The sequence below is a fragment of the Pseudomonas sp. 1152_12 genome (genome assembly GCF_052850675.1).
The window spans coordinates 155,066-174,734 of record NZ_VXCW01000006.1 but is presented as its reverse complement, the minus strand read 5'-3'; the positions used below and the strand labels follow the sequence as shown (position 1 = coordinate 174,734).

Genomic DNA, 19,669 nt, shown 5'->3' with positions numbered 1-19,669 from the left:
GCCAATCGTCAGAATTTCTCCCCGTTTTTAAACCTTTTACAAATTATGTGTTCTAGTTATCACCAGAGCATTTGCGCACTACGGAAAGTGCCGCTAAATTGCCATCATTGATATCGAGTCTGCATGTATGCGCATAGACGGCTTTTCCTCACAGTCCTATCCCCTCAAGCGTAAGCCACGTAAGGCGAACGTGACGGTAGACGATTCCGTCGAGGATTCGCCGGACTTCATCGAGGTCCAGTCCGAGTCGCATGCCAATGCCCATTCCAGCGCCCAAGCGTCCGGCGGCGCCCGTACCAGCGGTCTTCCTGCCCGTCAGCAAGACATGGTCTTCCCCCGCTCCATGAGCAAAAGCGTCGCCACCGCCCTGGCCAGCTACCTGACCACCGCCGGTTTTGTCGAATGGGACATGGAAGTGCTGGGTCTCGACCTCCATATCTGATGCGTCTGCCTTACTTTATCGGTTGCCCGTCCTGGAGTGAAAACGCCTGGCGCGAGTACCTGTACCCGGCCGATGCACGCTCCGGCGACTACCTCGCGCTGTATTCCCAAGTCTTCAACGCCGTTGAAGGCAACACCACATTTTATGCCCGACCTTCGGCCGCCACCGTGCAGCGCTGGGCCGAAATCATGCCTGAGGATTTTCGCTTCACCGCCAAATTCCCCGGTGACATCAGCCACGCTGGCGACTTGCGGGAGCAGTTACCGGCGGCGCAAAGTTTTGTCGGCTTGATGAGCGCGCTGGGTGAGCGTGTTTCGCCATTGTGGCTACAACTGCCGGCGAGTTTTTCGCCGCAACGCGTCGGTGAACTGGCAGGTTTTATTGATGGCCTGGAGCGCCCGCTGGCGGTGGAAGTACGCCACCCGGAGTTCTTTGCCAAGGGCGATGCTGAACGGATCCTCAACCGCCTGCTGCGCGACCGTGGTGTCGAGCGTATCTGTCTGGACCCACGTGCGCTGTTCAGTTGCACCTCTACCTCGGCCGCCGTGCTCCACGCCCAATCGAAAAAGCCCAAGGTGCCACCGCGCCCGGCTGCACTGACGCTGTTTCCCCAAGTGCGCTTTATCGGTCATCCGGAACTGGAAGCCAATGACCCATTTCTGCTGCCATGGGTAGAAAAAATCGCCGGCTGGATCGAGGAAGGTCGCACGCCCTACATGTTCCTGCACACCTCGGATAACCGCCTGGCCGCGCAACTGGCGCTGCGCTTTCATGAAAAACTGATGGCGCGTTTGCCGGGTCTGCCACCGTTGCCGACCTTGCATCGAGAACCCGCTGCCGAGCAACTGGGGTTACTCTAAGGCTCCTTTTTCCGCCAGGAGCCAGACATGGATGCCCAAACCCTTCGCGCCGAAACCTTCAAAGCTTTGCATACGCGTGATCGCGCATTCGTGATGCCCAACCCGTGGGATGCAGGCTCAGCCATCATGCTTGCCAGCCTCGGCTTTGAAGCCTTGGCCACCACCAGTGCAGGTTATGCGTTCAGCCTAGGACGGCCGGATGCGGAAGGGGCGTTGTCGCTTGCGGACACATTGGGCAATGCGTCAGCGATTGTTCGGGCGACCGCGCTGCCGGTGGCGGCTGACCTGGAAAACGGCTTCAGCGATACTCCCGAGGGCTGTGCCCAGACCATCCTACGTGCGGCCGCGTCGGGGATCGTCGGTGGCTCCATCGAAGACGCCACGGGGGTTGCCGTCGACCCTATCTACCCTTTCGATTTGTCTGTAGAGCGTGTCGAAGCCGCGGTTGCCGCCGCCCGCAGCCTTCCGTTTCCGTTCACGCTGACCGCTCGCGCGGAAAACCTCCTGCATGGCCGCCTGGACTTGGCTGATACTATTCGCCGCCTGCAAGCCTATGCCGAAGCGGGGGCTGACGTGTTGTATGCCCCTGCTCTGCGCAGTGCCGAAGAAGTGCTGGCGGTGGTCAAGGCCGTCGCGCCCAAACCGGTGAATGTGTTGATGTCCGGCGGCTTGAACCTCAGCGTCGCGCAGTTGAGCGAGATGGGTGTACGGCGCATCAGTGTCGGCTCGGCCTTGGCGCTGGCGGCGTATGGCGAGTTTTACCGCGCAGCGCAGGAAGTGTATGAGTTGGGCACGTTTACCTTCACCGACCGCAAGATGCCGTTCAGCCAGGCCAACCAATTTTTCAAGGGTTGAGCCGTGCGCTTTTTCAGAGTGGTCGGGGCGCTGCTGTTGCTGGCGGGTGTGTTCGCACTGGGCGTTTGGCGTGGCTGGGTGCCGTTGCTGGCTGAGTGGAACCCCTGGGCACCGCTGGATGTGCGCGCCAGCCCGAATGTGCTCACACGCTTCAAACTCGGCCGGTTGCAGGACGACCCGGCGCTGTGCGACCAAGTGCTGAAAACCTCTGGTTTGCGCGTCAGCCATCAGGCAGACAGCGCTGTCGACGCCGCGTGCCCATTGCGCAATGTCTTGCGCGTGCAAGGCGCCGACGTAGCCTTGAGCAGCAGCTTTCTCGCCAGTTGCCCGTTGGCCGTCGCATTTGCCCTGTTCGAGCGCCACAGCCTGCAACCGGCGTCCCAGGCGGTGTTTGGCCAGGCGGTGACGCGGGTCGATCACGTGGGCAGCTTTGCCTGCCGCAACATGTACAACCGCGCAGACGGACGACTCAGTCAGCATGCCTCGGCGAATGCCCTGGATATCACCGGCTTTCGCCTGGCGGATGGGCGCAGCATCAGTGTGCTCAAAGATTGGCCGGGGGAGGGCGACAGTGCGCGTTTTTTGCGACAGGTACGTGATGGCGCCTGCGAGGATTTCAACGTGGTGTTGAGCCCGGACTACAACGCCGCCCATCGAAACCACTTCCATTTGGACATGGGCCGTTGGTGGGTGTGTCGCTGAGGCTTAGGCGGCCAGGCGCAGGTTGTTGAGGATCAGAGGGCGCGCCCAGTGGTAATCGAAGTCCAGCGCTTTCTGTTGCGCTAGCAGGTCTTCGGTCGGGTACGGCGTGGCGGGCGGTGGCAGCAAGTCCAGTTCAAACTCGGCGATTGGCAAGTGCAGCGGCTTTGGTTTCGGCGCCGGACCTGGCTCGGGCAGCGGTTGACCGGCGTTCACTACAATCGGGCGTACCCAACCGTTTTCGAAATTCTGCTGGCGCTGTTGGGCGACGATCTCTTCTGCAGGAAACGGCACGGGAGGCGGTGGCAGCAACTCGGTTTCAAGTTCGGCGATAGGGAGGAAGAGCGGCTCCGGCGGGACGATCTCGGTGTCTTTTACATCGCACTCACGTTGGGTAAGGATCTGCGACAGCAGGTCGGCGCCTTCACTGGGTTCTACCGCCGGATCTTTCGGTGCCGGTGCTTTGGCGGCGAGCGCGTCCGGCGTGTCACCGAGCTGCTCGGCCAAGGCACGGGCGAAGAAGTCCTGCCACACATGACTCACCCCGGCCAGCGCTTGAGTATTGCGCAGGCCGTAGTGGTTGTGGGTCGGCAGTACACCGATAGTTAGGGGAAGAATGTCTGACATTTTTCTCGGTCGACGCTCAGCTCTGGCAAAATACCTGATTGTTGTTTTTATCGGCCGCTGTTTGCCGATCCTTAATATTTTTGAGCGTAGCGATTGATGAGCGAACAACCAGCGGCCAGCCGCATTCGGGTCGAGGCCATGGCCGAAGGTTTTAAGGCGCGTGCCGAGCAATGGGCTTCGCAGCTTGGCCTACCTTTACAGCTGGAGGAGGCGGACTTTTCCCTTCAAGTCGGCGAGCACGGCCTACAACTGCAACAGCTCGGGCCTGATGCGCCGGGGCCGGTGCGCGTGGATTTTGTCGAAGGTGGCGCGGCGCACCGGCGGTTATACGGCGGTGGCAGCGGGCAGATGATCGCCAAGGCTGTGGGGATTGCTCAAGGCGTGCGTCCACGGGTGCTGGATGCCACGGCGGGTTTGGGTAAGGATGCGTTTGTATTGGCTAGCCTGGGGTGCGAGATGAGCCTGATAGAGCGTCAACCGCTGATCGGCGCTTTGCTCGAGGACGGCCTGGCTCGCGGCGCGGATGACGTTGAAGTGGCACCGATTGTGGCGCGCATGAAGTTGCTAAAGGGCAACTCCATCGATGTGATGCTCACGTGGGAAGGCGAGCCGCCACAGGTGATCTACCTGGACCCGATGTTTCCTCATCGTGAGAAAACCGCACTGGTGAAGAAGGAAATGCGCCTGTTCCGGCCACTGGTGGGCGATGATCCGGACGCACCGGCCTTGCTCGCCGCCGCCCTGGCCTTGGCCACCCACCGTGTGGTGGTCAAGCGCCCGCGCAAGGCGCCGTGCATTGAGGGGGCCAAGCCGAGCCATGCGTTGGATGGGAAGTCGAGCCGGTATGACATCTATCCTAAGAAGGCTTTAAAACCGTGAGTGCTCGCCGGGGCTGAGGGCCTGTCGCGGCTTGGGCATCCGAGTGGCTTGAGCGTGGTTTTTTGGGGCTGGGTATCTATCCATTTGTGCGGCGACCTGAGTGGTTGAAGCAACAACGTAGCAACACAGAGCAGCTCTTCTGTGGTCGCCGACCTGCCTACGCTCAGTCCAACTCAGGCAGCACAACGCTCAGGGCCTATAGGCCCGCATAAACAACCCCACCACCTCCTGCACATGCGCTTCGGCGGCTTCTTCACTCAGTTGCCCGCCACAGCCATACAGCAAACAGAAATTCGCCGTGCCCTTGAGCAGGCAAAAGAAGTGCTCGGCCGCCGTAAACGGTTTGTCGATGCGCAGGGCGCCGCTCTGGTCGATGCGGCTGAGCAGGCGCTCCATGCCTTGCAGCATGCGCATGGGGCCGGCTTCAAAGAAGATCTGTGAGAGTTTCACGTCCTGACTGCCGGTGGTCATCATCAGGCGATGCAGGTTCACCGACTCCTCACTGTTGATCAGCCGATGGAAGCCCCGTGCGATGTTCAGCAGCACGGTTTCCACCGGTATGCCTACTGGCAGCTCAAAATACATCACCGGCAGTTGTTCCTCGCATTTCGCCACGACGGCGGCGGTGAACAAGGTCTCTTTGTCAGTGAAGTGGCTGTAGACGGTCAGTTTCGACACGCCGGCCTCAAGGGCCACGGCATCCATGCTGGTGCTGGCGTAGCCATTACTCAAGAACAGGATTTTCGCTGCTTCGAGGATTGCCTGGCGTTTTGCCATGTCCTTGGGACGCCCGGGGCTATTGGTGTTTACAGGATTGTCGGACATTTTCACCTTTAATACTGGACTGATGAGTTTGGTATTAATAACATACCGGTAAGTATAATTATTCCTTGTTACATTTGCGAAAGGTCCTTCAGCATGCGCAGCACTTTCCTGCCACTTGCGTTGCCTGTCAGCCTGATCTTCCTGTTGGCCGCCTGCGGCCAGGAAGAAGCGGCTCACACCAACATCCGCCCGGCGATGGTGGTGCAACCACAACCCTCGGCGCAGGCGATGGACAGTTTCCCAGGTGAGGTGCGTGCCCGATATGAGCCGGACCTGGCCTTTCGCATTGGCGGCAAAGTCAGCAAACGCCTGGTGGAGGAGGGCGAACGGGTGAAGGCCAATCAGCCGCTGGCCGAACTCGACCCGCAGGACGTGCGCCTGCAACTGGAAGCCACTCGTGCTCAAGTAGCCGCCGCCGAAGCCAACCTGAGCCTCGTGCGCGCCGAGCGTGATCGTTACAAGACCCTGATGGACCGTCAGATGGTCAGCCGTTCCCAGTACGACAATTCCGAAAACCTCTACCGATCCGGTGAGGCACGCCTGAAGCAGATCAAGGCCGAGTTCGACGTGTCCAGCAACCAGGCGGGCTACGCTGTGCTGCGTGCGCCCCAAGACGGTGTGGTCGCCAAACGCGCGGTGGAAGTCGGCCAAGTGGTGTCTGCTGGCCAGACCGTATTCACCCTGGCCACCGATGGCGAGCGTGAAGTGCTGATCAGCCTGCCGGAGCAAGGCTTCGGTCGGTTCAAGATCGGCCAGCCGGTGTCGGTCGAATTGTGGAGCCAGCCCGACCAGCGTTTTGCCGGGCGCATTCGTGAGTTGTCGCCCGCCGCCGATCCAAAATCCCGCACTTTCGCCGCCCGCGTCGCGTTTACCGGCGGCAAAGTCCCGGCTGAATTGGGTCAAAGCGCCCGCGTATACATACAGGCCGACGGCGTTATTCCTCTGTCGGTGCCGCTGTCAGCACTGAGTTCGGAGAATGGTGCGCCCTACGTCTGGCGGGTACAGGCGGACAACACACTCAAGCGCACCCCGGTACGCATCGGCGCCTTTGGCGAAAAAACCGTACCGGTTCTGGAGGGCCTGGCTCCCTCCGACTGGGTGATTGCGGCGGGTGTGCATGTGCTCCATGAGGGCCAGCAAGTGCGCCCCGTGGATCGCTCCAACCGCGTAGTGAATCTGGCGGCCAACAAGGAGTAGTCCCCGATGGGTTTCAATCTTTCCGAATGGGCGTTGCGTAATCGCCAGATCGTACTGTTCCTGATGATCCTTCTGGCGGTGGTCGGCACTCTGTCCTACACCAAGCTGGGGCAAAGCGAAGACCCACCGTTCACGTTCAAGGCCATGGTAATCAAGACCAATTGGCCGGGGGCTACGGCCCAGGAAGTCTCGCGGCAGGTCACCGAGCGCATAGAGAAAAAACTCATGGAGACCGGCGACTATGAGCGCATTGTCTCCTTCTCACGTCCCGGTGAATCCCAGGTCACTTTTATAGCCCGCGACTCGATGCACTCCGCGCAGATTCCCGACTTGTGGTATCAGGTGCGCAAGAAGATCAGCGACATTCGCCAGACCTTGCCGCCGAATATTCAGGGACCGTTTTTCAACGATGAATTCGGCACGACCTTCGGCAATATCTATGCCCTGACGGGGGAAGGTTTTGATTACGCGGTGCTCAAGGACTACGCCGACCGCATCCAGATTCAACTGCAACGCGTGCCGGATGTGGGCAAGGTCGAGCTGCTTGGCCTTCAGGACGAGAAGATCTGGATCGAACTGTCCAACCTCAAGCTCGCCACCCTCGGCCTGCCATTGGCTGCTGTACAGCAGGCTTTGCAGGAGCAGAACGCGGTCTCTACCGCAGGCTTCTTCGAAACCCCGACCGAGCGCGTGCAACTGCGCGTCTCGGGTAACTTCAAGACGGTGGAGGAGATTCGCAACTTCCCGATTCGTGTAGGTGACCGCACCTTCCGCATTGGCGACGTGGCCGATATCCACCGTGGCTTCAATGACCCACCGGCACCCCGGATGCGCTACATGGGCGCGGACGCCATCGGCCTGGCCGTGGCCATGCGAGATGGCGGCGACATTCTGGTACTGGGCAAGGCCCTCGAAGGTGAATTCGCACGTTTGCAGAAGAACCTTCCGGCAGGCATGGAGCTGCGCAAGGTGTCGGACCAACCCGCAGCGGTGAAAACCAGCGTCGGCGAATTCGTTCAGGTACTCGCCGAGGCGTTGGCCATCGTCTTGCTGGTGAGCTTTTTCTCCCTTGGCGTACGCACCGGGATGGTCGTGGCCCTGGCGATTCCGCTGGTGTTGGCGATGACCTTTGCCACCATGTATTACCTTGGCATCGGCTTGCACAAGATTTCACTCGGTGCGCTGGTCTTGGCCCTCGGCTTGCTGGTGGATGATGCGATCATCGCCGTGGAAATGATGGCGATCAAAATGGAGCAGGGCTACGACCGGCTCAAAGCCGCCAGCTTCGCCTGGACCAGCACCGCGTTCCCGATGCTCACCGGCACGTTGATTACGGCGGCGGGTTTCCTGCCGATTGCCACCGCGCAATCGAGCACTGGCGAGTACACCCGTTCAATCTTTCAGGTAGTGACGATCGCATTGTTGGCGTCGTGGGTTGCCGCCGTGGTGTTTGTGCCGTACTTGGGAGAAAAACTCCTACCGGATTTGGCGAAGATTCATGCTGCCAAACATGGCACCGATGGTCCCGATCCCTACGGCACGCCTTTCTATCAGCGCGTAAGACGTCTGGTTGAATGGTGTGTGCGTCGGCGCAAAACCGTGATTGTGTTGACCTTGCTGCTGTTTATCGGCTCGGTTGCGCTGTTCCGCTTTGTGCCGCAACAGTTCTTCCCGGCCTCCGGGCGACTGGAGTTGATGGTCGACCTCAAACTGGCGGAAGGCGCCTCCCTGAGCAATACCGCCGAGCAGGTCAAACGCCTGGAAGCCTTGCTCAAGGAACACACCGGCATCGACAACTACGTGGCCTATGTTGGCACCGGTTCGCCGCGCTTCTACCTGCCGCTGGACCAGCAACTGCCGGCTGCCAGCTTCGCGCAATTTGTGGTGCTGGCGAAGACCATCGAAGAGCGCGAAAGCCTTCGCACATGGTTGATCGAAACGCTTAACGAACAGTTCCCAGAGCTGCGTTCGCGGGTTACTCGCCTGGAAAACGGTCCGCCTGTAGGTTACCCGGTACAGTTTCGCGTGACCGGCGAACACATCGAAGAAGTCCGCGCCCTGGCACGCAAAGTGGCGGCTAAGGTTCGCGAAAATACCCACGTGGTCAACGTGCACCTGGATTGGGAAGAGCCAAGCAAGATCATCTACCTCAATATCGACCAGGACCGCGCGCGCGCGCTGGGTGTGAGCACGGCCAACCTGTCGAAATTCCTGCAGAGTTCACTCACCGGTTCCAGCGTCAGCCAGTACCGCGAGGACAACGAGTTGATCGAGATCCTCTTGCGCGGCACCGTGCATGAACGTACTGAGTTGTCGTTGTTGCCGAGCCTGGCCGTACCGACGGATAACGGCAAAAGCGTCGCGCTGTCGCAGATTGCGACCCTTGAATACGGCTTTGAAGAGGGCATTATCTGGCACCGTAACCGCCTGCCGACGGTAACCGTGCGCGCCGATATCTACGGCAAGGAGCAACCGGCGACCCTGGTCCAGCAAATCCTGCCGACCCTCAAAGGCGTGCGTGCCGAACTGCCGGATGGTTACCTGTTGGAAGTCGGCGGCACCGTCGAAGATTCCGCACGTGGCCAGAACTCGGTCAAGGCCGGTGTGCCACTGTTTATCGTGGTGGTGTTGACGTTGTTGATGCTGCAACTGCGCAGCTTCTCACGCACGGCGATGGTGTTTCTCACGGCGCCCCTGGGCCTGATCGGCGTGACCTTGTTCCTGTTGGTCTTCCGCCAGCCCTTCGGCTTCGTCGCCATGCTGGGGACCATCGCTTTGTCGGGGATGATCATGCGTAACTCGGTGATCCTCGTGGACCAGATAGAACAAGACATCAAGGCCGGCCTGACGCCGTGGCAAGCGATCATTGAAGCGACCGTGCGACGCTTCCGTCCGATTGTGCTGACAGCGCTGGCGGCGGTACTGGCGATGATCCCACTTTCACGCAGCGTGTTCTTCGGGCCGATGGCCGTGGCGATCATGGGCGGGTTGATTGTGGCGACGGCGTTGACCCTATTGTTCCTGCCGGCGCTGTATGCGGCGTGGTTCCGGGTCAAGAAGGATGCGCGATAGTTTATGTTGGGAGATGTGAAGGTGTTCAGGTGAGGGCAGCAGGCGTGGCTGAAGCCGTTGAAGATCAACCGCGCGACGCCCCTGGCGATCTGCTGTTTCGCCACGCTCATGATAGGGCGATTGGCGGTCTCGGTTATTCATTGATTTACATGCTGACTCAAAGCGGCCTCGGTTCATCTGGAACGATCGGTTTTTTGACTCCACTCAGAATTGCCTGATGGACAGGCGCAGGTTTCGGCTTTGCCTTTTGGCGGTCGTGCCTATTTCAATGAGTTTATGGAGTACTACATGTCGTTTTTTAATGCCGTTGCTGCTTTCAAAGGTGCATTTCTGGGGACGCTGGTGGGCAACAAATTGCGCTGTAACGATAGTGGGAACATTAGGCCGCAGCGGCCAGGTTATGGGCAAACCAGTCATCACCAGCCCACCAGGCCGATCTACGCTAAACCGCAACCACAGACTTACCCGGTGTGTGAGCAGACCGTTGATTGTCATTCCCACACCGCCCAGCCGGGCTACACCAACTCGCATCCACGGCCACAGCCACAGACACAGACACAGACACAGACTTACCCGACCTGTGAGCAGCCAGTGCCTTGCCGGCCTTTGTATCCGCTATATCGTTGAGTCGCTAGGCTGCTAGCGTAAGACAGCTGCACCCAGGCCCGTACTGACCTGGGTGCAGTGAGTGAGGATGACTCTTAGGGTTTATAGCGCGCCAAACACGTTCTTCGCCAAGCTGGTGGCCGCCGCCGCCGGGTTCTTGCGAATGGTTTCTTCCTGCTGTGCGATCATCTTGAACAAGCCGTCCAGCGCCTGTTCGGTCACGTAGCTTTCGACGTTGGCACTTTTGGCATCAACCGCGCCAAACGCTGCCGCCTTGCCAGCCAACGCGTTGTACTGCTGGGCGACGCCGACCTTGTCGGTGGCCGCCTTGACGATCGGCAGGAACTTGGCCCGGATCTCTTCGCGGCTGCTTTTGTTCAGGTATTGCGTAGCAGAGTCCTGGCCACCGGTGAGGATGCCCTTGGCGTCGGTCACACTCATGTTCTTCACCGCATTGACCAGGATCGGCTGAGCCTGGGTCACGGCGGTTTCTGCCGCTTTGTTCATGCTGGTTTCCAGTTGCGTGACCTGATCACCCATGCCGAACATTTTCAGCTTGTCGGCGACTTTGCCCAGTTTGCCGGGCAGGCCGATCTTCACTTCAGGGTTGTTGCTGAAACCACCAGGTACGCCCAGTTGTTTCACGGCAATCTGTGCGCCTTGGGTCAGCGCGTCCTTGAGGCCGCCGCTGGCGTCACCCTGGGACAGGCTGCCAAGTGACAGGGCCATGGCGTTGGCACCGAATAACAGGCCGGCACACAGGGCAGTGAGGCGAAGGGATTTACGGAGCATGAGCGCTTCCTTTTGAAATGGAGTGATCAATGTGCGACCGCATCAACCCGCAGGCGCAGCGGTTGTGGGTCTTGGCCGTTGAGCTGCACAGCGTGCCGTTCGGTGGTGATAAACAGTAGCTTGCCATCCAGCTCGATGCGAGCGCTCACCGAGTACGTGTGGCCGGGCTTAATCTGAGCCGGGTCGTAACTCAGGTGAAACGGCAGTGGCACCTGGCCTTTGACCGGGCCTTTTTGTTCGGCGAGGGTCACGGCCGGGGCGTCCATCAAGGACACATCCTGCAGGCTGACGCTCAAGATCGCGGCGGGCGGCAGCGCGATGCGTTGCAGGTAAAACACTTCGCCGTCGAGGCTGGCCTTCGGGGTCATGGATTGGCAAGCTCCGAGCAGGGCGGTCAGGCCCAGGAGGATGATCTTTTTCATGGTACAGCTCCTTTTCAACGGCGCCGGAAACCGCCCGGCGCCTTATTCAATCTAGCGGCTTTTTTCGGTTTCAACCGCAGTCTCAGCCGCGCCGTCCACGCGATGCAAGGCCACTTGGCGGATCGACAAACGAATATCGGCCGGCAGTACGCGTTTGGCCGCACCTTCGGCCAACTCACCGAGCAGGTCGTGGTAGCTCAACTTACCGGCTTCATCGCGGCGCAGCACATCTTGCTCCAGCAACGTCTGGATAAAATGTCGGAAAAGGCTCTTGTCGAAGAATTCCGGAGCGTTGAGGCCGTGCAGGATCGACAGGCGCTGGGCCATGATCGTGCACAGGTCTTCCAACTCTTCGGCGCTGATGCTGTGCTGGCCGCTGTTGAGCAGCAACGAGATCGCCATGTAGAAGCGTTGCAAGGTCTGGGCGATGCTCTTGGACAGCAGTGTCAGTAGTACAAAGTGGCGTGAACTCGGCGCCGGGCGCAGGTACACGTCGTTCTCGAAGCGCAGCAAGCCTTGTTCGACAAACGCTGCAAGCCATTGGTCGACCACCGCGTCCAACTCGTCCAGCGACCAGCGGATAAACAGCTCCGATTGCAGGTACGGGTAGAGTGCGCGGGTGTAGCGCAGGATCTGTTCACGGCTCATGCGCGAGCTGCTCTGGAAGAAGCTCGCCAGCAACGCCGGCAGGGCGAAGATGTGCAGCACGTTGTTGCGGTAATAAGTCATCAGGACGGCGTTTTGCTCGTCCAAATACAAAATCTTACCCAGTGCGTCGCTCTGTTCCGACAACAGGTCCATGTCCTTGACGTGCTTAATCAGCGCCATGCCATCGCCTTCCGGCAGGGTGGTATGCGGCGAGTAGGGCACGCGGCGCAGCAGCGCCAGGTACAGATCCAACTGGCGTGCCATGGCTTGTTCGTCCAGGGCCAGGCGCGTGGTCGAGAGCAGCGCCAGGGCCACCAGATTCACGGGGTTTACTGCGGCGGCTTCGTTCAAGTGGCGTGCCACCTGTTCGCCGAGGCGGTGGGTGGTTTCGTTGAGCCACGCCGGTTTGTAGTTCGGGCCCAGCTCCTGGGCGCGCCAGTCGGGTTGCTCGGCGTCGAGAAACTCGGCCAGCTTGATCGGCTCGCCGAAGTTGACCGCCACTTGGCCGAAGCGCTGCTTGAGCGCGCCGACCACTTTGAAAATATCGAAGATCGACTCTTTCTTCTTGCTTGCACCGCGCAGCTCGCCGAGGTAGGTGCGGCCTTCGAGTACGCGCTCATAGCCGATGTACACCGGCACGAACACGATGGGCATGCGCGAGGACCGCAAGAAACTGCGCAGGGTAATCGCCAGCATGCCGGTTTTTGGTTGCAGCATGCGCCCGGTGCGCGAGCGCCCGCCTTCGACGAAGTACTCGACCGGGAAACCCTTGGTGAACAGCGTGTGCAGGTATTCGTTGAACACCGAGGTGTACAGCGGGTTGCCCTTGAAGGTGCGGCGCATGAAAAACGCGCCGCCACGACGCAGCAGGCTGCCGATCACCGGCATGTTCAAGTTGATACCCGCGGCGATGTGCGGCGGGGTCAAACCGTTTTTGAACAGCAGGTAGGAGAGCAGCAGGTAGTCGATATGGCTGCGGTGGCAAGGTACGTAGATCACCTCATAACCTTGGGCAACCTTTTGCACACCTTCGATGTTATTGACCTTGATGCCGTCGTAGATCTTGTTCCAGAACCAGCTCAGCACCACTTCCAGGAAGCGGATCGCGGTGTAGGTGTAGTCCGAGGCGATCTCGTTGCCATAACGCAAGGCTTGGGCCTTGGCTTTTTCCGGGGTGATTTTTTCGCGCTCGGCTTCATCCAGGATGGCCTGGCGCACCAGCGGCATGTTCACCAGGCCTTTCACCAGATTGCGGCGGTGCGACAGGTCTGGACCGATGACCGCAGTCTTCAGGTTACGAAAGTGCACGCGCAGGATGCGCTGGGCCATGCGCACGGTGCGTTCGTGACCTTTATTGTGCTCGATCAATTCACGCAGGTTAATAGGCGCGGAGAATTGCACGCGGGTCTTGCGACCCAGGATCAGGATGCTCAATAACCGGCGCAGGCGCCCGGTGACGGCCCAGCTATCGGCAAACAGCAGTTTCCACGGGCTGGACTCGCTCTCGGGCGATTGCCCCCAGAACACGCTGACCGGAATGATTTGTGCATTCTCTTCGGCGTGGTCGCTCAGGGTGTTGACCAGCCGGGTCAGGGTCGGCGGCGCACCGCGTTTGTCCTGACGGCCGAGCCAATCCGGCTCGGGCGTTAGGTAAAAGAACGCCGCCGGTTCGATCAGCGGGCCTACCGAGACCGGCAGCACCGGGCGCGGCAAGCCGGCCTTGGTGCACTCGGTGTCGACCACCGCCAATTCGGTGAGGGAGGGCGATTGCAGGACGTAAAACACCGGCCGGCTGCGGTCGAGGTTAAGGGTTAGGGACGACTGGTTGATCGTCTCCGAGCGAACCCAGAGGTACAACAGTCGGCGCAAGGTGCCAAACACCAGACGGCGGAACGGGGAGCGGGTCATAGGCGTGCTGCTTCAAGTGGAAAAAACCGAGCAGGCGCTCGGGTGGGTAGTGTGCCGTATTCGTCGAAAATCGGCAAAAAAGCGGCGATGTAAACTTGAGTTGATCGTTTTTGAGCCTGTCTTATACTCGGCAGTTCAATGCGAACGACTCAACAATAAAAGCATGTGGGAGCAAAACAGATGGCAACGCGCGAAACCGGCAATGTGAAGTGGTTTAACGATGCAAAGGGCTATGGCTTTATTCAGCGTGAAGACGGCAAGGATGTGTTTGTGCACTACCGCGCCATTCGCGGTGACGGCCACCGCTCATTGGCCGAGGGCCAGCAGGTGGAATACGCCGTGGTGACCGGCGAGAAGGGGTTGCAGGCGGAGGATGTGGTGGGTCTTTAACCTGGATTTTGCTACACCGCTGAACCCATGTGGAAGCGGGTTTGCTCGCGAAAGCAGTGTGTCAGTCAGTATAAAAGTGACTGATCCACCGCTTTCGCGAGCAAGCCCGCTCCCACATTTTGATTGGGGTCACCCTTCAGGGTCAGGCTGTTTTCCAGGTGATCTCTTCTTCACCGTCCACGCTGATGCGCATCCAGCGATCAGCGCTTTCCTCACCTTCTTCCTCAACCCACGTACCCGGCGCACAACGCACTTCGACGTTCAGCGCAGCAAAGGCGGCGCGGGCGCAGGCGATGTCGTCGTCCCACGGGGTCTGGTCGCTTTCCAGGTAGAGGCTGTTCCACTTGCCGACTGCCTTAGGTAACCAAGTGACCGGCACGTTGCCGGCCTTGCACTTGTAGGTCTGGCCTTTCTGGGCCCAGTCGGTGCACGGGCCCAGTGCGGCGCCCAGCCAGGCGGCAATGGCCTTGTGGTCGACGTCGGCGTCCTTCAGGTAAATCTCGATATCAGGTTGGCGCATGGATGTTCCTCGTTGCGGGATTCGAAAATCCATTCGCGGATGTTTAAAAGTCGGTTATTGAAGCACGAAATAATCGTAGCGCATCGACACCGTGACCTGCAGCGGTTCGGCGGCCTCGATCACTTCGGCGCGGCGCTCGGCACTTGCGCGCCAGCCGTGTGGCGTCATCGCCAGCAGGTTGGCTCGGTCTTTTGGCTCGGCCAGGCTCAAGGTGAATTCAAGGGTTTCGCTGTGCGCCAGGCTCATGCCGTCCGGCACCAGGGCCAGGTGCTTGTCATCGGTGTACTCACGCACTTCGTCGTACAGGCGCTCGCGCAGTTCCATCAAATGGCCGGCAGTCGGGCCGACCTTCATCAGGCCGCCGCCGGGGCTGAGCAGGCGCTTGGCCTCTGCCCAATCCAGGGGGCTGAAAACGCTGGCGAGGAACTGGCAGCTGGCATCGGCCAACGGCACGCGGGCCATGCTGGCGATCAACCAGGTCAGCGCCGGGTTGCGTTTGCACGCGCGCTTGACGGCTTCCTTGGAGATATCCAGCGCGTAGCCGTCGGCATCGGGCAGGGCTTCGGCGAGTTGCGCGGTGTAGTAACCCTCGCCACAGCCGATGTCCAGCCAACGCTGTGGCGCACGCTCGGCGGCCAGTTCGGCCAGGCGCTTGGCCACCGGGGCGTAGTGCCCGGCGTTGAGGAAGTCGCGGCGTGCTTCGACCATGGCCAGGTTATCGCCCGGGTCGCGGCTGTTCTTGTGCTGCACCGGCAACAGGTTCAGGTAACCCTGGCGCGCACGGTCGAAACGGTGCCCGACCGGGCACGCCACGCCATTGTCCACCGCGTTGAGCGGTGCGCTGCAAATGGGGCAAGCGAGCATCAGGCGAGCAACTTGATCAGGGTTTGGTAATAGATTTCGGTCAGCACGTCGAGGTCACTGGCCAGGATGCGTTCGTTAACCTGGTGGATCGTTGCGTTGACCGGGCCGAGCTCGACCACCTGAGTGCCCAGCGTGGCGATGAAGCGCCCATCGGAGGTACCGCCGCTGGTGGATGCCTGGGTTTCGCGGCCGGTAATCGCCTTGATGCTGGCAGATACCGCATCCAGAAGGGCACCCGGTTCGGTGAGGAACGGCAGGCCCGACAAGGCCCACTCCACGTGCCAGTCCAGGCCATGCTTGTCGAGGATTTGCGCGACACGCTGCTGCAGCCCCTCGACAGTCGATTCGGTGGAGAAGCGGAAGTTGAAAATCGCCGTCAGGTCACCGGGGATCACGTTGGTGGCGCCGGTGCCGGAACTGAGGTTGGAAATCTGGAAGCTGGTCGGCGGGAAGAAGGTGTTGCCATCATCCCAATGCTCGGCCGCCAGTTCCGCCAAGGCCGGGGCGGCCAGGTGGATTGGGTTCTTCGCCAGATGCGGGTAGGCCACGTGGCCTTGCACGCCGCGCACAGTCAAGGTGGCACCGAGAGAGCCGCGACGGCCGTTTTTGACCACGTCGCCCACCAGCGTGGTGCTCGACGGTTCGCCGACGATGCACCAGTCCAGACGCTCCTTACGCGCGGCCAGGCGCTCGATCACGGCTTTGGTGCCATGGTGCGCCGGGCCTTCTTCATCGCTGGTGATCAAAAAGGCCACTGAGCCTTTGTGGTCCGGGTAGTCGCTGACGAAACGCTCGACGGCCACCAGCATAGCGGCCAGGCTGCCTTTCATGTCTGCAGCGCCACGGCCGCAGAGCATGCCGTTTTCATCGATCAGCGCATCGAACGGGTCGTTCTGCCAGGCCTGCACCGGGCCGGTCGGCACCACGTCGGTGTGGCCGGCAAAGCACAGCACCGGGCCGTCATGCTTGCCATGGGTGGCCCAGAAGTTGTCCACGTCTTCAATGCGCATCGGCTCCAGCGCAAAGCCAGCATCGCCCAGGCGCTGCATCATCAGCTTCTGGCAGTCGGCGTCGATCGGCGTCACCGAGGGGCGACGGATCAGGTCGATAGCGAGTTCAAGGGTCGGCGAAAGGTCGGCATGGGCCGTCATTGGGAAACTCCGGAAAGCGTGTAATGGGCGCAGGACATTTGAGATGGCGCAGGACAAATGTGGGAGCTGGCTTGCCTGCGATGGCATCGCTGCGGTGTGTCTGTCAGACCACGGCGTCTGCATCGCAGGCAAGCCAGCTCCCACATAGAGCCGGGGCGGGCCAAGTCTCGCAAAACGGCCGTTATCTTATAGCAAAACGGCGGCCAGAGGCCGCCGTTTAGTGCATTGCGCAAGTTTTTACTCAGCCGTTGCCGGCTCAACCGCTGGCGCAGGTTTTGGCAGCGACGAGAGGAACGCCATGATCAGCGCCGCTACGTACGGCAGCGACTGCACGAGCAGCATCACTACCCAGAAGCGTATGTCATTGCTCGGCAGGCCCTGCACCAGGTAGATCCCCAGCGCCGCGCCCCACAACAGCAGCATGATGAACATCTCTTCGCGAGCTTCGGAAATGGCTACCCAGAAACCGTGGTTATCCGCGTTTTTCGGTGTACGAAAGAACGGAATACTGGTGGTGAAGAAGCCATACAGCACCGCCTTGGCGATGGTGTGGGACAACGCCAACCCGGCCAGGGCCGCGCAGAACGCATCTTTCAAGTTCACGCCCACTGCACGGCGGTAGAGGAAAACGATCTTGCCCACCTTGAACACGAACAGTGCCAAGGGCGGAATCGCGAAAATCAGCAGCGGTGGGTCGACACGCGTCGGCACGATGATCATCGCTGCCGACCACAACAGGGCGCCAACGGTGAAGAAGATGTTCATGCCGTCCGCCACCCACGGCAACCAGCCCGCGAGGAAGTGGTAGCGCTGGCCACGGGTCAGCTCGGTGCCTTTGCCGCGCAACAGGCTGGCGGTGTGGCGCTTGATGATCTGGATCGCGCCGTAGGCCCAGCGGAAACGCTGCTTCTTGAAGTCGATAAAGGTATCCGGCATCAAACCTTTGCCGTAGCTGTCGTGGTAATACGCCGCCGACAAGCCTTTCTCGAATACGCGTAGGCCCAGTTCGGCGTCTTCGCAGATGCACCAGTCAGCCCAGCCGAGTTCTTCGAGCACCGAGCGCCGGGTCATGGTCATGGTGCCGTGCTGGATGATCGCGTCGCGGTCGTTACGGGTGACCATGCCGATATGGAAGAAGCCTTTGTATTCCGCGTAGCAGAGCTTCTTGAAGGTGCTTTCGTTCTGGTCGCGGTAATCCTGCGGCGACTGCACCACGGCGATTTTCGGGTCGGCGAAGTGCGGCACCATATGCTTGAGCCAGTTCGGCGACACGCAGTAGTCCGAGTCGATCACCGCGATCACTTCGGCATCCTTGGCGGTGTGCGGGATCAGGTAGTTCAGCGCGCCACCCTTGAAACCGGCCAGGGGCGCAACGTGGAAGAACTTGAACCGTGGGCCGAGGGTTTCGCAGTAGTCGCGCACCGGTTCCCACACGGCCGGGTCTTTGGTGTTGTTGTCGATGATCAGGACTTCGTAGTCTGGATAGTCGAGGGCGGCTAGGGCGTCGAGGGTTTGTTTGACCATCTGCGGCGGCTCGTTGTAGCACGGCACATGGATCGACACTTTCGGGCGGTAGTGCGAATCGCCTTTCACCGGCAGGAATTCCCGCCGGCGCTTGTGGGTCCACACTGCTTCCGCCAGTTCGTGGGCCTCGGTCAGCAACACGATAAACACGCCGAGAGCGCCGAGTGCCAACAAGATACCGACGGTCACGCTGAACCAGGTGCTGTATTGCTGGCTGTAGTCGTAGCCGATCCACACCAGTACCGATCCGCACAGGAACGCGATAAAAGTCAGGAAGGTACGGCCACGCTGGCGCAGGGCCGAGCCGTCGATCATCAGCAGGGTCAGCGACAGCAGCGCAAGCACCACCGAGCCGATGGCCAGTACGCGCCATTGCGGGATAGCGACTACTGGGCCTTCAAAGTTGAATTTTTGCTGGCGCGCGGCGTTGTACACGCCCCAGTACGCGCCCGCCGAGCCCTCGTCGCTGACTTTCCACGGCTGGTCAAACGCCTCGATCACGAAGTAGTTGTAGCCCTGGCGGTTTAGCTTGTTGACCAGCGTACGCAGGTAAATAGCCTGGTCTGCCGGCGAGGTTTCATTACCTCCGCGCATGCGTCCGTTACTCGGCCAGCCAACCTCCGACAGCAGCAGCGGCTTTTTCGGGAACAGCTTCTTAAGGTCCCGTGCGCGGTCGAGTACGTATTGGCCAGCCTTGTCCATCGGAATAAATTCCCAGAACGGCAGGATGTGCGCGGCGATCAAGTCGACGTGCTTGGCCAGTTGTGGGTTCTTTTCCCAGATGTGCCACTGCTCGGAGGTCGTCACCGGGACCTTCACGGCGGCGCGCACACGGTCCAGCAGCACAATCAGCGCTTCTGGGGTGATTTCTTCCCGGAACAACGCTTCGTTACCGACCACCACGCGTACGACGCTACGTGAGCTATTGGCCAGCTCGATGGCGCGCTGGATCTCCCGCTCGTTACGTTCCAGGTCCGGGCTGATCCAGATGCCGAGGGTCACGCGCAGGCCGAACTCTTCCGCCAGCTTAGGGATGTCCCCCAGGGTGCCGTCGACCGAGTAGGTACGGATGTTGTCCGTCAGCTTGCTCATGATCTCGAGGTCGCGACGCATTTCTTCGTCGCTTGGGTACTGGTCTTTCTGCGGGAACTGGCCTTGCTGGAACGGCGAGTAGGAGAACCCGGAGATTTGTTCGGGCCAGTTGGGGGCAGTGACCGGGCGGTTGATCAGCGCCCAGAAGCCGGTGAACAGCGCGGCAATTGCCAGCACCACCACCAGGTTGAGTCCAAATTTACGCGATGACATGGCGATTTCGGGTTCCAAAGGGTGTGGAACGAAAAGAGGTGTCGGCCTACGCCGAACGGCGCGCATCCTACACCGGCCTTTGA

Annotated in this window: 18 protein-coding genes; 9 read left to right on the top strand and 9 right to left on the bottom strand. The window is 60.4% G+C overall.

Annotated features, from left to right (window positions below):
• Positions 1 to 127 precede the first annotated feature (127 nt).
• Genes FW764_RS13270 through FW764_RS13255 form a run of 4 tightly spaced genes read left to right on the top strand, consistent with a single transcriptional unit; the run spans position 128 to position 2,859 of the window.
• Positions 128 to 442, top strand: a complete 315-nt coding sequence (locus FW764_RS13270; RefSeq protein WP_446434313.1) for a hypothetical protein — start codon at positions 128 to 130, stop codon at positions 440 to 442.
• Positions 442 to 1,302: a DUF72 domain-containing protein gene (locus tag FW764_RS13265; RefSeq protein WP_446434312.1), complete on the top strand. Its 861-nt coding sequence runs from the start codon at positions 442 to 444 to the stop codon at positions 1,300 to 1,302. Before FW764_RS13270 ends, FW764_RS13265 begins: the two co-directional genes overlap by 1 nt.
• Positions 1,303 to 1,329: 27 nt before the next feature.
• Entirely contained in the window at positions 1,330 to 2,157 is an 828-nt protein-coding gene (locus tag FW764_RS13260; RefSeq protein ID WP_446434311.1) for an isocitrate lyase/PEP mutase family protein, read from the top strand.
• A gap of 3 nt (positions 2,158 to 2,160) precedes the next feature.
• Complete coding sequence (locus FW764_RS13255; RefSeq protein WP_446434310.1) at positions 2,161 to 2,859, top strand: extensin-like domain-containing protein; 699 nt, start codon at positions 2,161 to 2,163, stop codon at positions 2,857 to 2,859.
• Positions 2,860 to 2,862: 3 nt separating this feature from the next.
• Here FW764_RS13255 and FW764_RS13250 read toward each other — a convergent pair whose 3' ends face one another.
• A complete protein-coding gene (locus tag FW764_RS13250; RefSeq protein WP_446434309.1) occupies positions 2,863 to 3,483 on the bottom strand; it encodes an energy transducer TonB in 621 nt (206 codons plus the stop codon).
• 96 nt (positions 3,484 to 3,579) lie between these two features.
• On the opposite strand from FW764_RS13250, the gene FW764_RS13245 reads away from it, so the two are divergent.
• Positions 3,580 to 4,362 carry a class I SAM-dependent methyltransferase gene (locus FW764_RS13245; protein WP_446434308.1) on the top strand — a complete coding sequence of 261 codons (783 nt, stop codon included), beginning with the start codon at positions 3,580 to 3,582 and terminating at the stop codon, positions 4,360 to 4,362.
• Positions 4,363 to 4,551: 189 nt separating this feature from the next.
• On the opposite strand, the gene FW764_RS13240 is transcribed toward FW764_RS13245, so the two are convergent.
• Positions 4,552 to 5,187: a TetR/AcrR family transcriptional regulator gene (locus FW764_RS13240; protein ID WP_446434307.1), complete on the bottom strand. Its 636-nt coding sequence runs from the start codon at positions 5,185 to 5,187 to the stop codon at positions 4,552 to 4,554.
• Between the two features lie 93 nt (positions 5,188 to 5,280).
• Here FW764_RS13240 and FW764_RS13235 point away from each other — a divergent pair, with 93 nt between their 5' ends.
• From FW764_RS13235 to FW764_RS13225, 3 genes are read left to right on the top strand one after another with little or no spacing between them, the layout of a single operon-like run.
• Positions 5,281 to 6,384, top strand: coding sequence for an efflux RND transporter periplasmic adaptor subunit (locus tag FW764_RS13235; protein WP_446434306.1), 1,104 nt, complete (start codon positions 5,281 to 5,283; stop codon positions 6,382 to 6,384).
• Between the two features lie 6 nt (positions 6,385 to 6,390).
• Positions 6,391 to 9,456, top strand: coding sequence for an efflux RND transporter permease subunit (locus tag FW764_RS13230; RefSeq protein ID WP_446434305.1), 3,066 nt, complete (start codon positions 6,391 to 6,393; stop codon positions 9,454 to 9,456).
• Between the two features lie 44 nt (positions 9,457 to 9,500).
• Entirely contained in the window at positions 9,501 to 9,674 is a 174-nt protein-coding gene (locus FW764_RS13225; RefSeq protein ID WP_446434304.1) for a hypothetical protein, read from the top strand.
• A 490-nt stretch (positions 9,675 to 10,164) separates the two neighbouring features.
• On the opposite strand, the gene FW764_RS13220 is transcribed toward FW764_RS13225, so the two are convergent.
• The 3 genes from FW764_RS13220 to plsB are packed head-to-tail and all read right to left on the bottom strand — an operon-like array spanning position 10,165 to position 13,832.
• A complete protein-coding gene (locus FW764_RS13220; RefSeq protein WP_446434303.1) occupies positions 10,165 to 10,854 on the bottom strand; it encodes a DUF4197 domain-containing protein in 690 nt (229 codons plus the stop codon).
• Positions 10,855 to 10,880: 26 nt separating this feature from the next.
• The gene (locus FW764_RS13215; protein WP_446434302.1) at positions 10,881 to 11,276 is read right to left on the bottom strand and encodes a YbaY family lipoprotein; all 396 of its coding nucleotides are present in this window, start codon (positions 11,274 to 11,276) and stop codon (positions 10,881 to 10,883) included.
• Between the two features lie 51 nt (positions 11,277 to 11,327).
• Positions 11,328 to 13,832, bottom strand: coding sequence for a glycerol-3-phosphate 1-O-acyltransferase PlsB (gene plsB, locus FW764_RS13210; protein ID WP_446434301.1), 2,505 nt, complete (start codon positions 13,830 to 13,832; stop codon positions 11,328 to 11,330).
• A 180-nt stretch (positions 13,833 to 14,012) separates the two neighbouring features.
• On the opposite strand from plsB, the gene FW764_RS13205 reads away from it, so the two are divergent.
• Entirely contained in the window at positions 14,013 to 14,222 is a 210-nt protein-coding gene (locus tag FW764_RS13205; RefSeq protein ID WP_032891681.1) for a cold-shock protein, read from the top strand.
• Between the two features lie 142 nt (positions 14,223 to 14,364).
• Here FW764_RS13205 and FW764_RS13200 read toward each other — a convergent pair whose 3' ends face one another.
• From FW764_RS13200 to FW764_RS13185, 4 genes are all read right to left on the bottom strand, one after another.
• Positions 14,365 to 14,742 carry a hypothetical protein gene (locus tag FW764_RS13200; protein ID WP_446434300.1) on the bottom strand — a complete coding sequence of 126 codons (378 nt, stop codon included), beginning with the start codon at positions 14,740 to 14,742 and terminating at the stop codon, positions 14,365 to 14,367.
• A gap of 54 nt (positions 14,743 to 14,796) precedes the next feature.
• Positions 14,797 to 15,606 carry a putative RNA methyltransferase gene (locus tag FW764_RS13195; RefSeq protein WP_446434299.1) on the bottom strand — a complete coding sequence of 270 codons (810 nt, stop codon included), beginning with the start codon at positions 15,604 to 15,606 and terminating at the stop codon, positions 14,797 to 14,799.
• Positions 15,606 to 16,757: a succinyl-diaminopimelate desuccinylase gene (dapE, locus tag FW764_RS13190; RefSeq protein ID WP_446434298.1), complete on the bottom strand. Its 1,152-nt coding sequence runs from the start codon at positions 16,755 to 16,757 to the stop codon at positions 15,606 to 15,608. Before dapE ends, FW764_RS13195 begins: the two co-directional genes overlap by 1 nt.
• A 237-nt stretch (positions 16,758 to 16,994) precedes the next feature.
• Positions 16,995 to 19,586: a glycosyltransferase gene (locus tag FW764_RS13185; RefSeq protein WP_446434297.1), complete on the bottom strand. Its 2,592-nt coding sequence runs from the start codon at positions 19,584 to 19,586 to the stop codon at positions 16,995 to 16,997.
• Positions 19,587 to 19,669 lie beyond the last annotated feature (83 nt).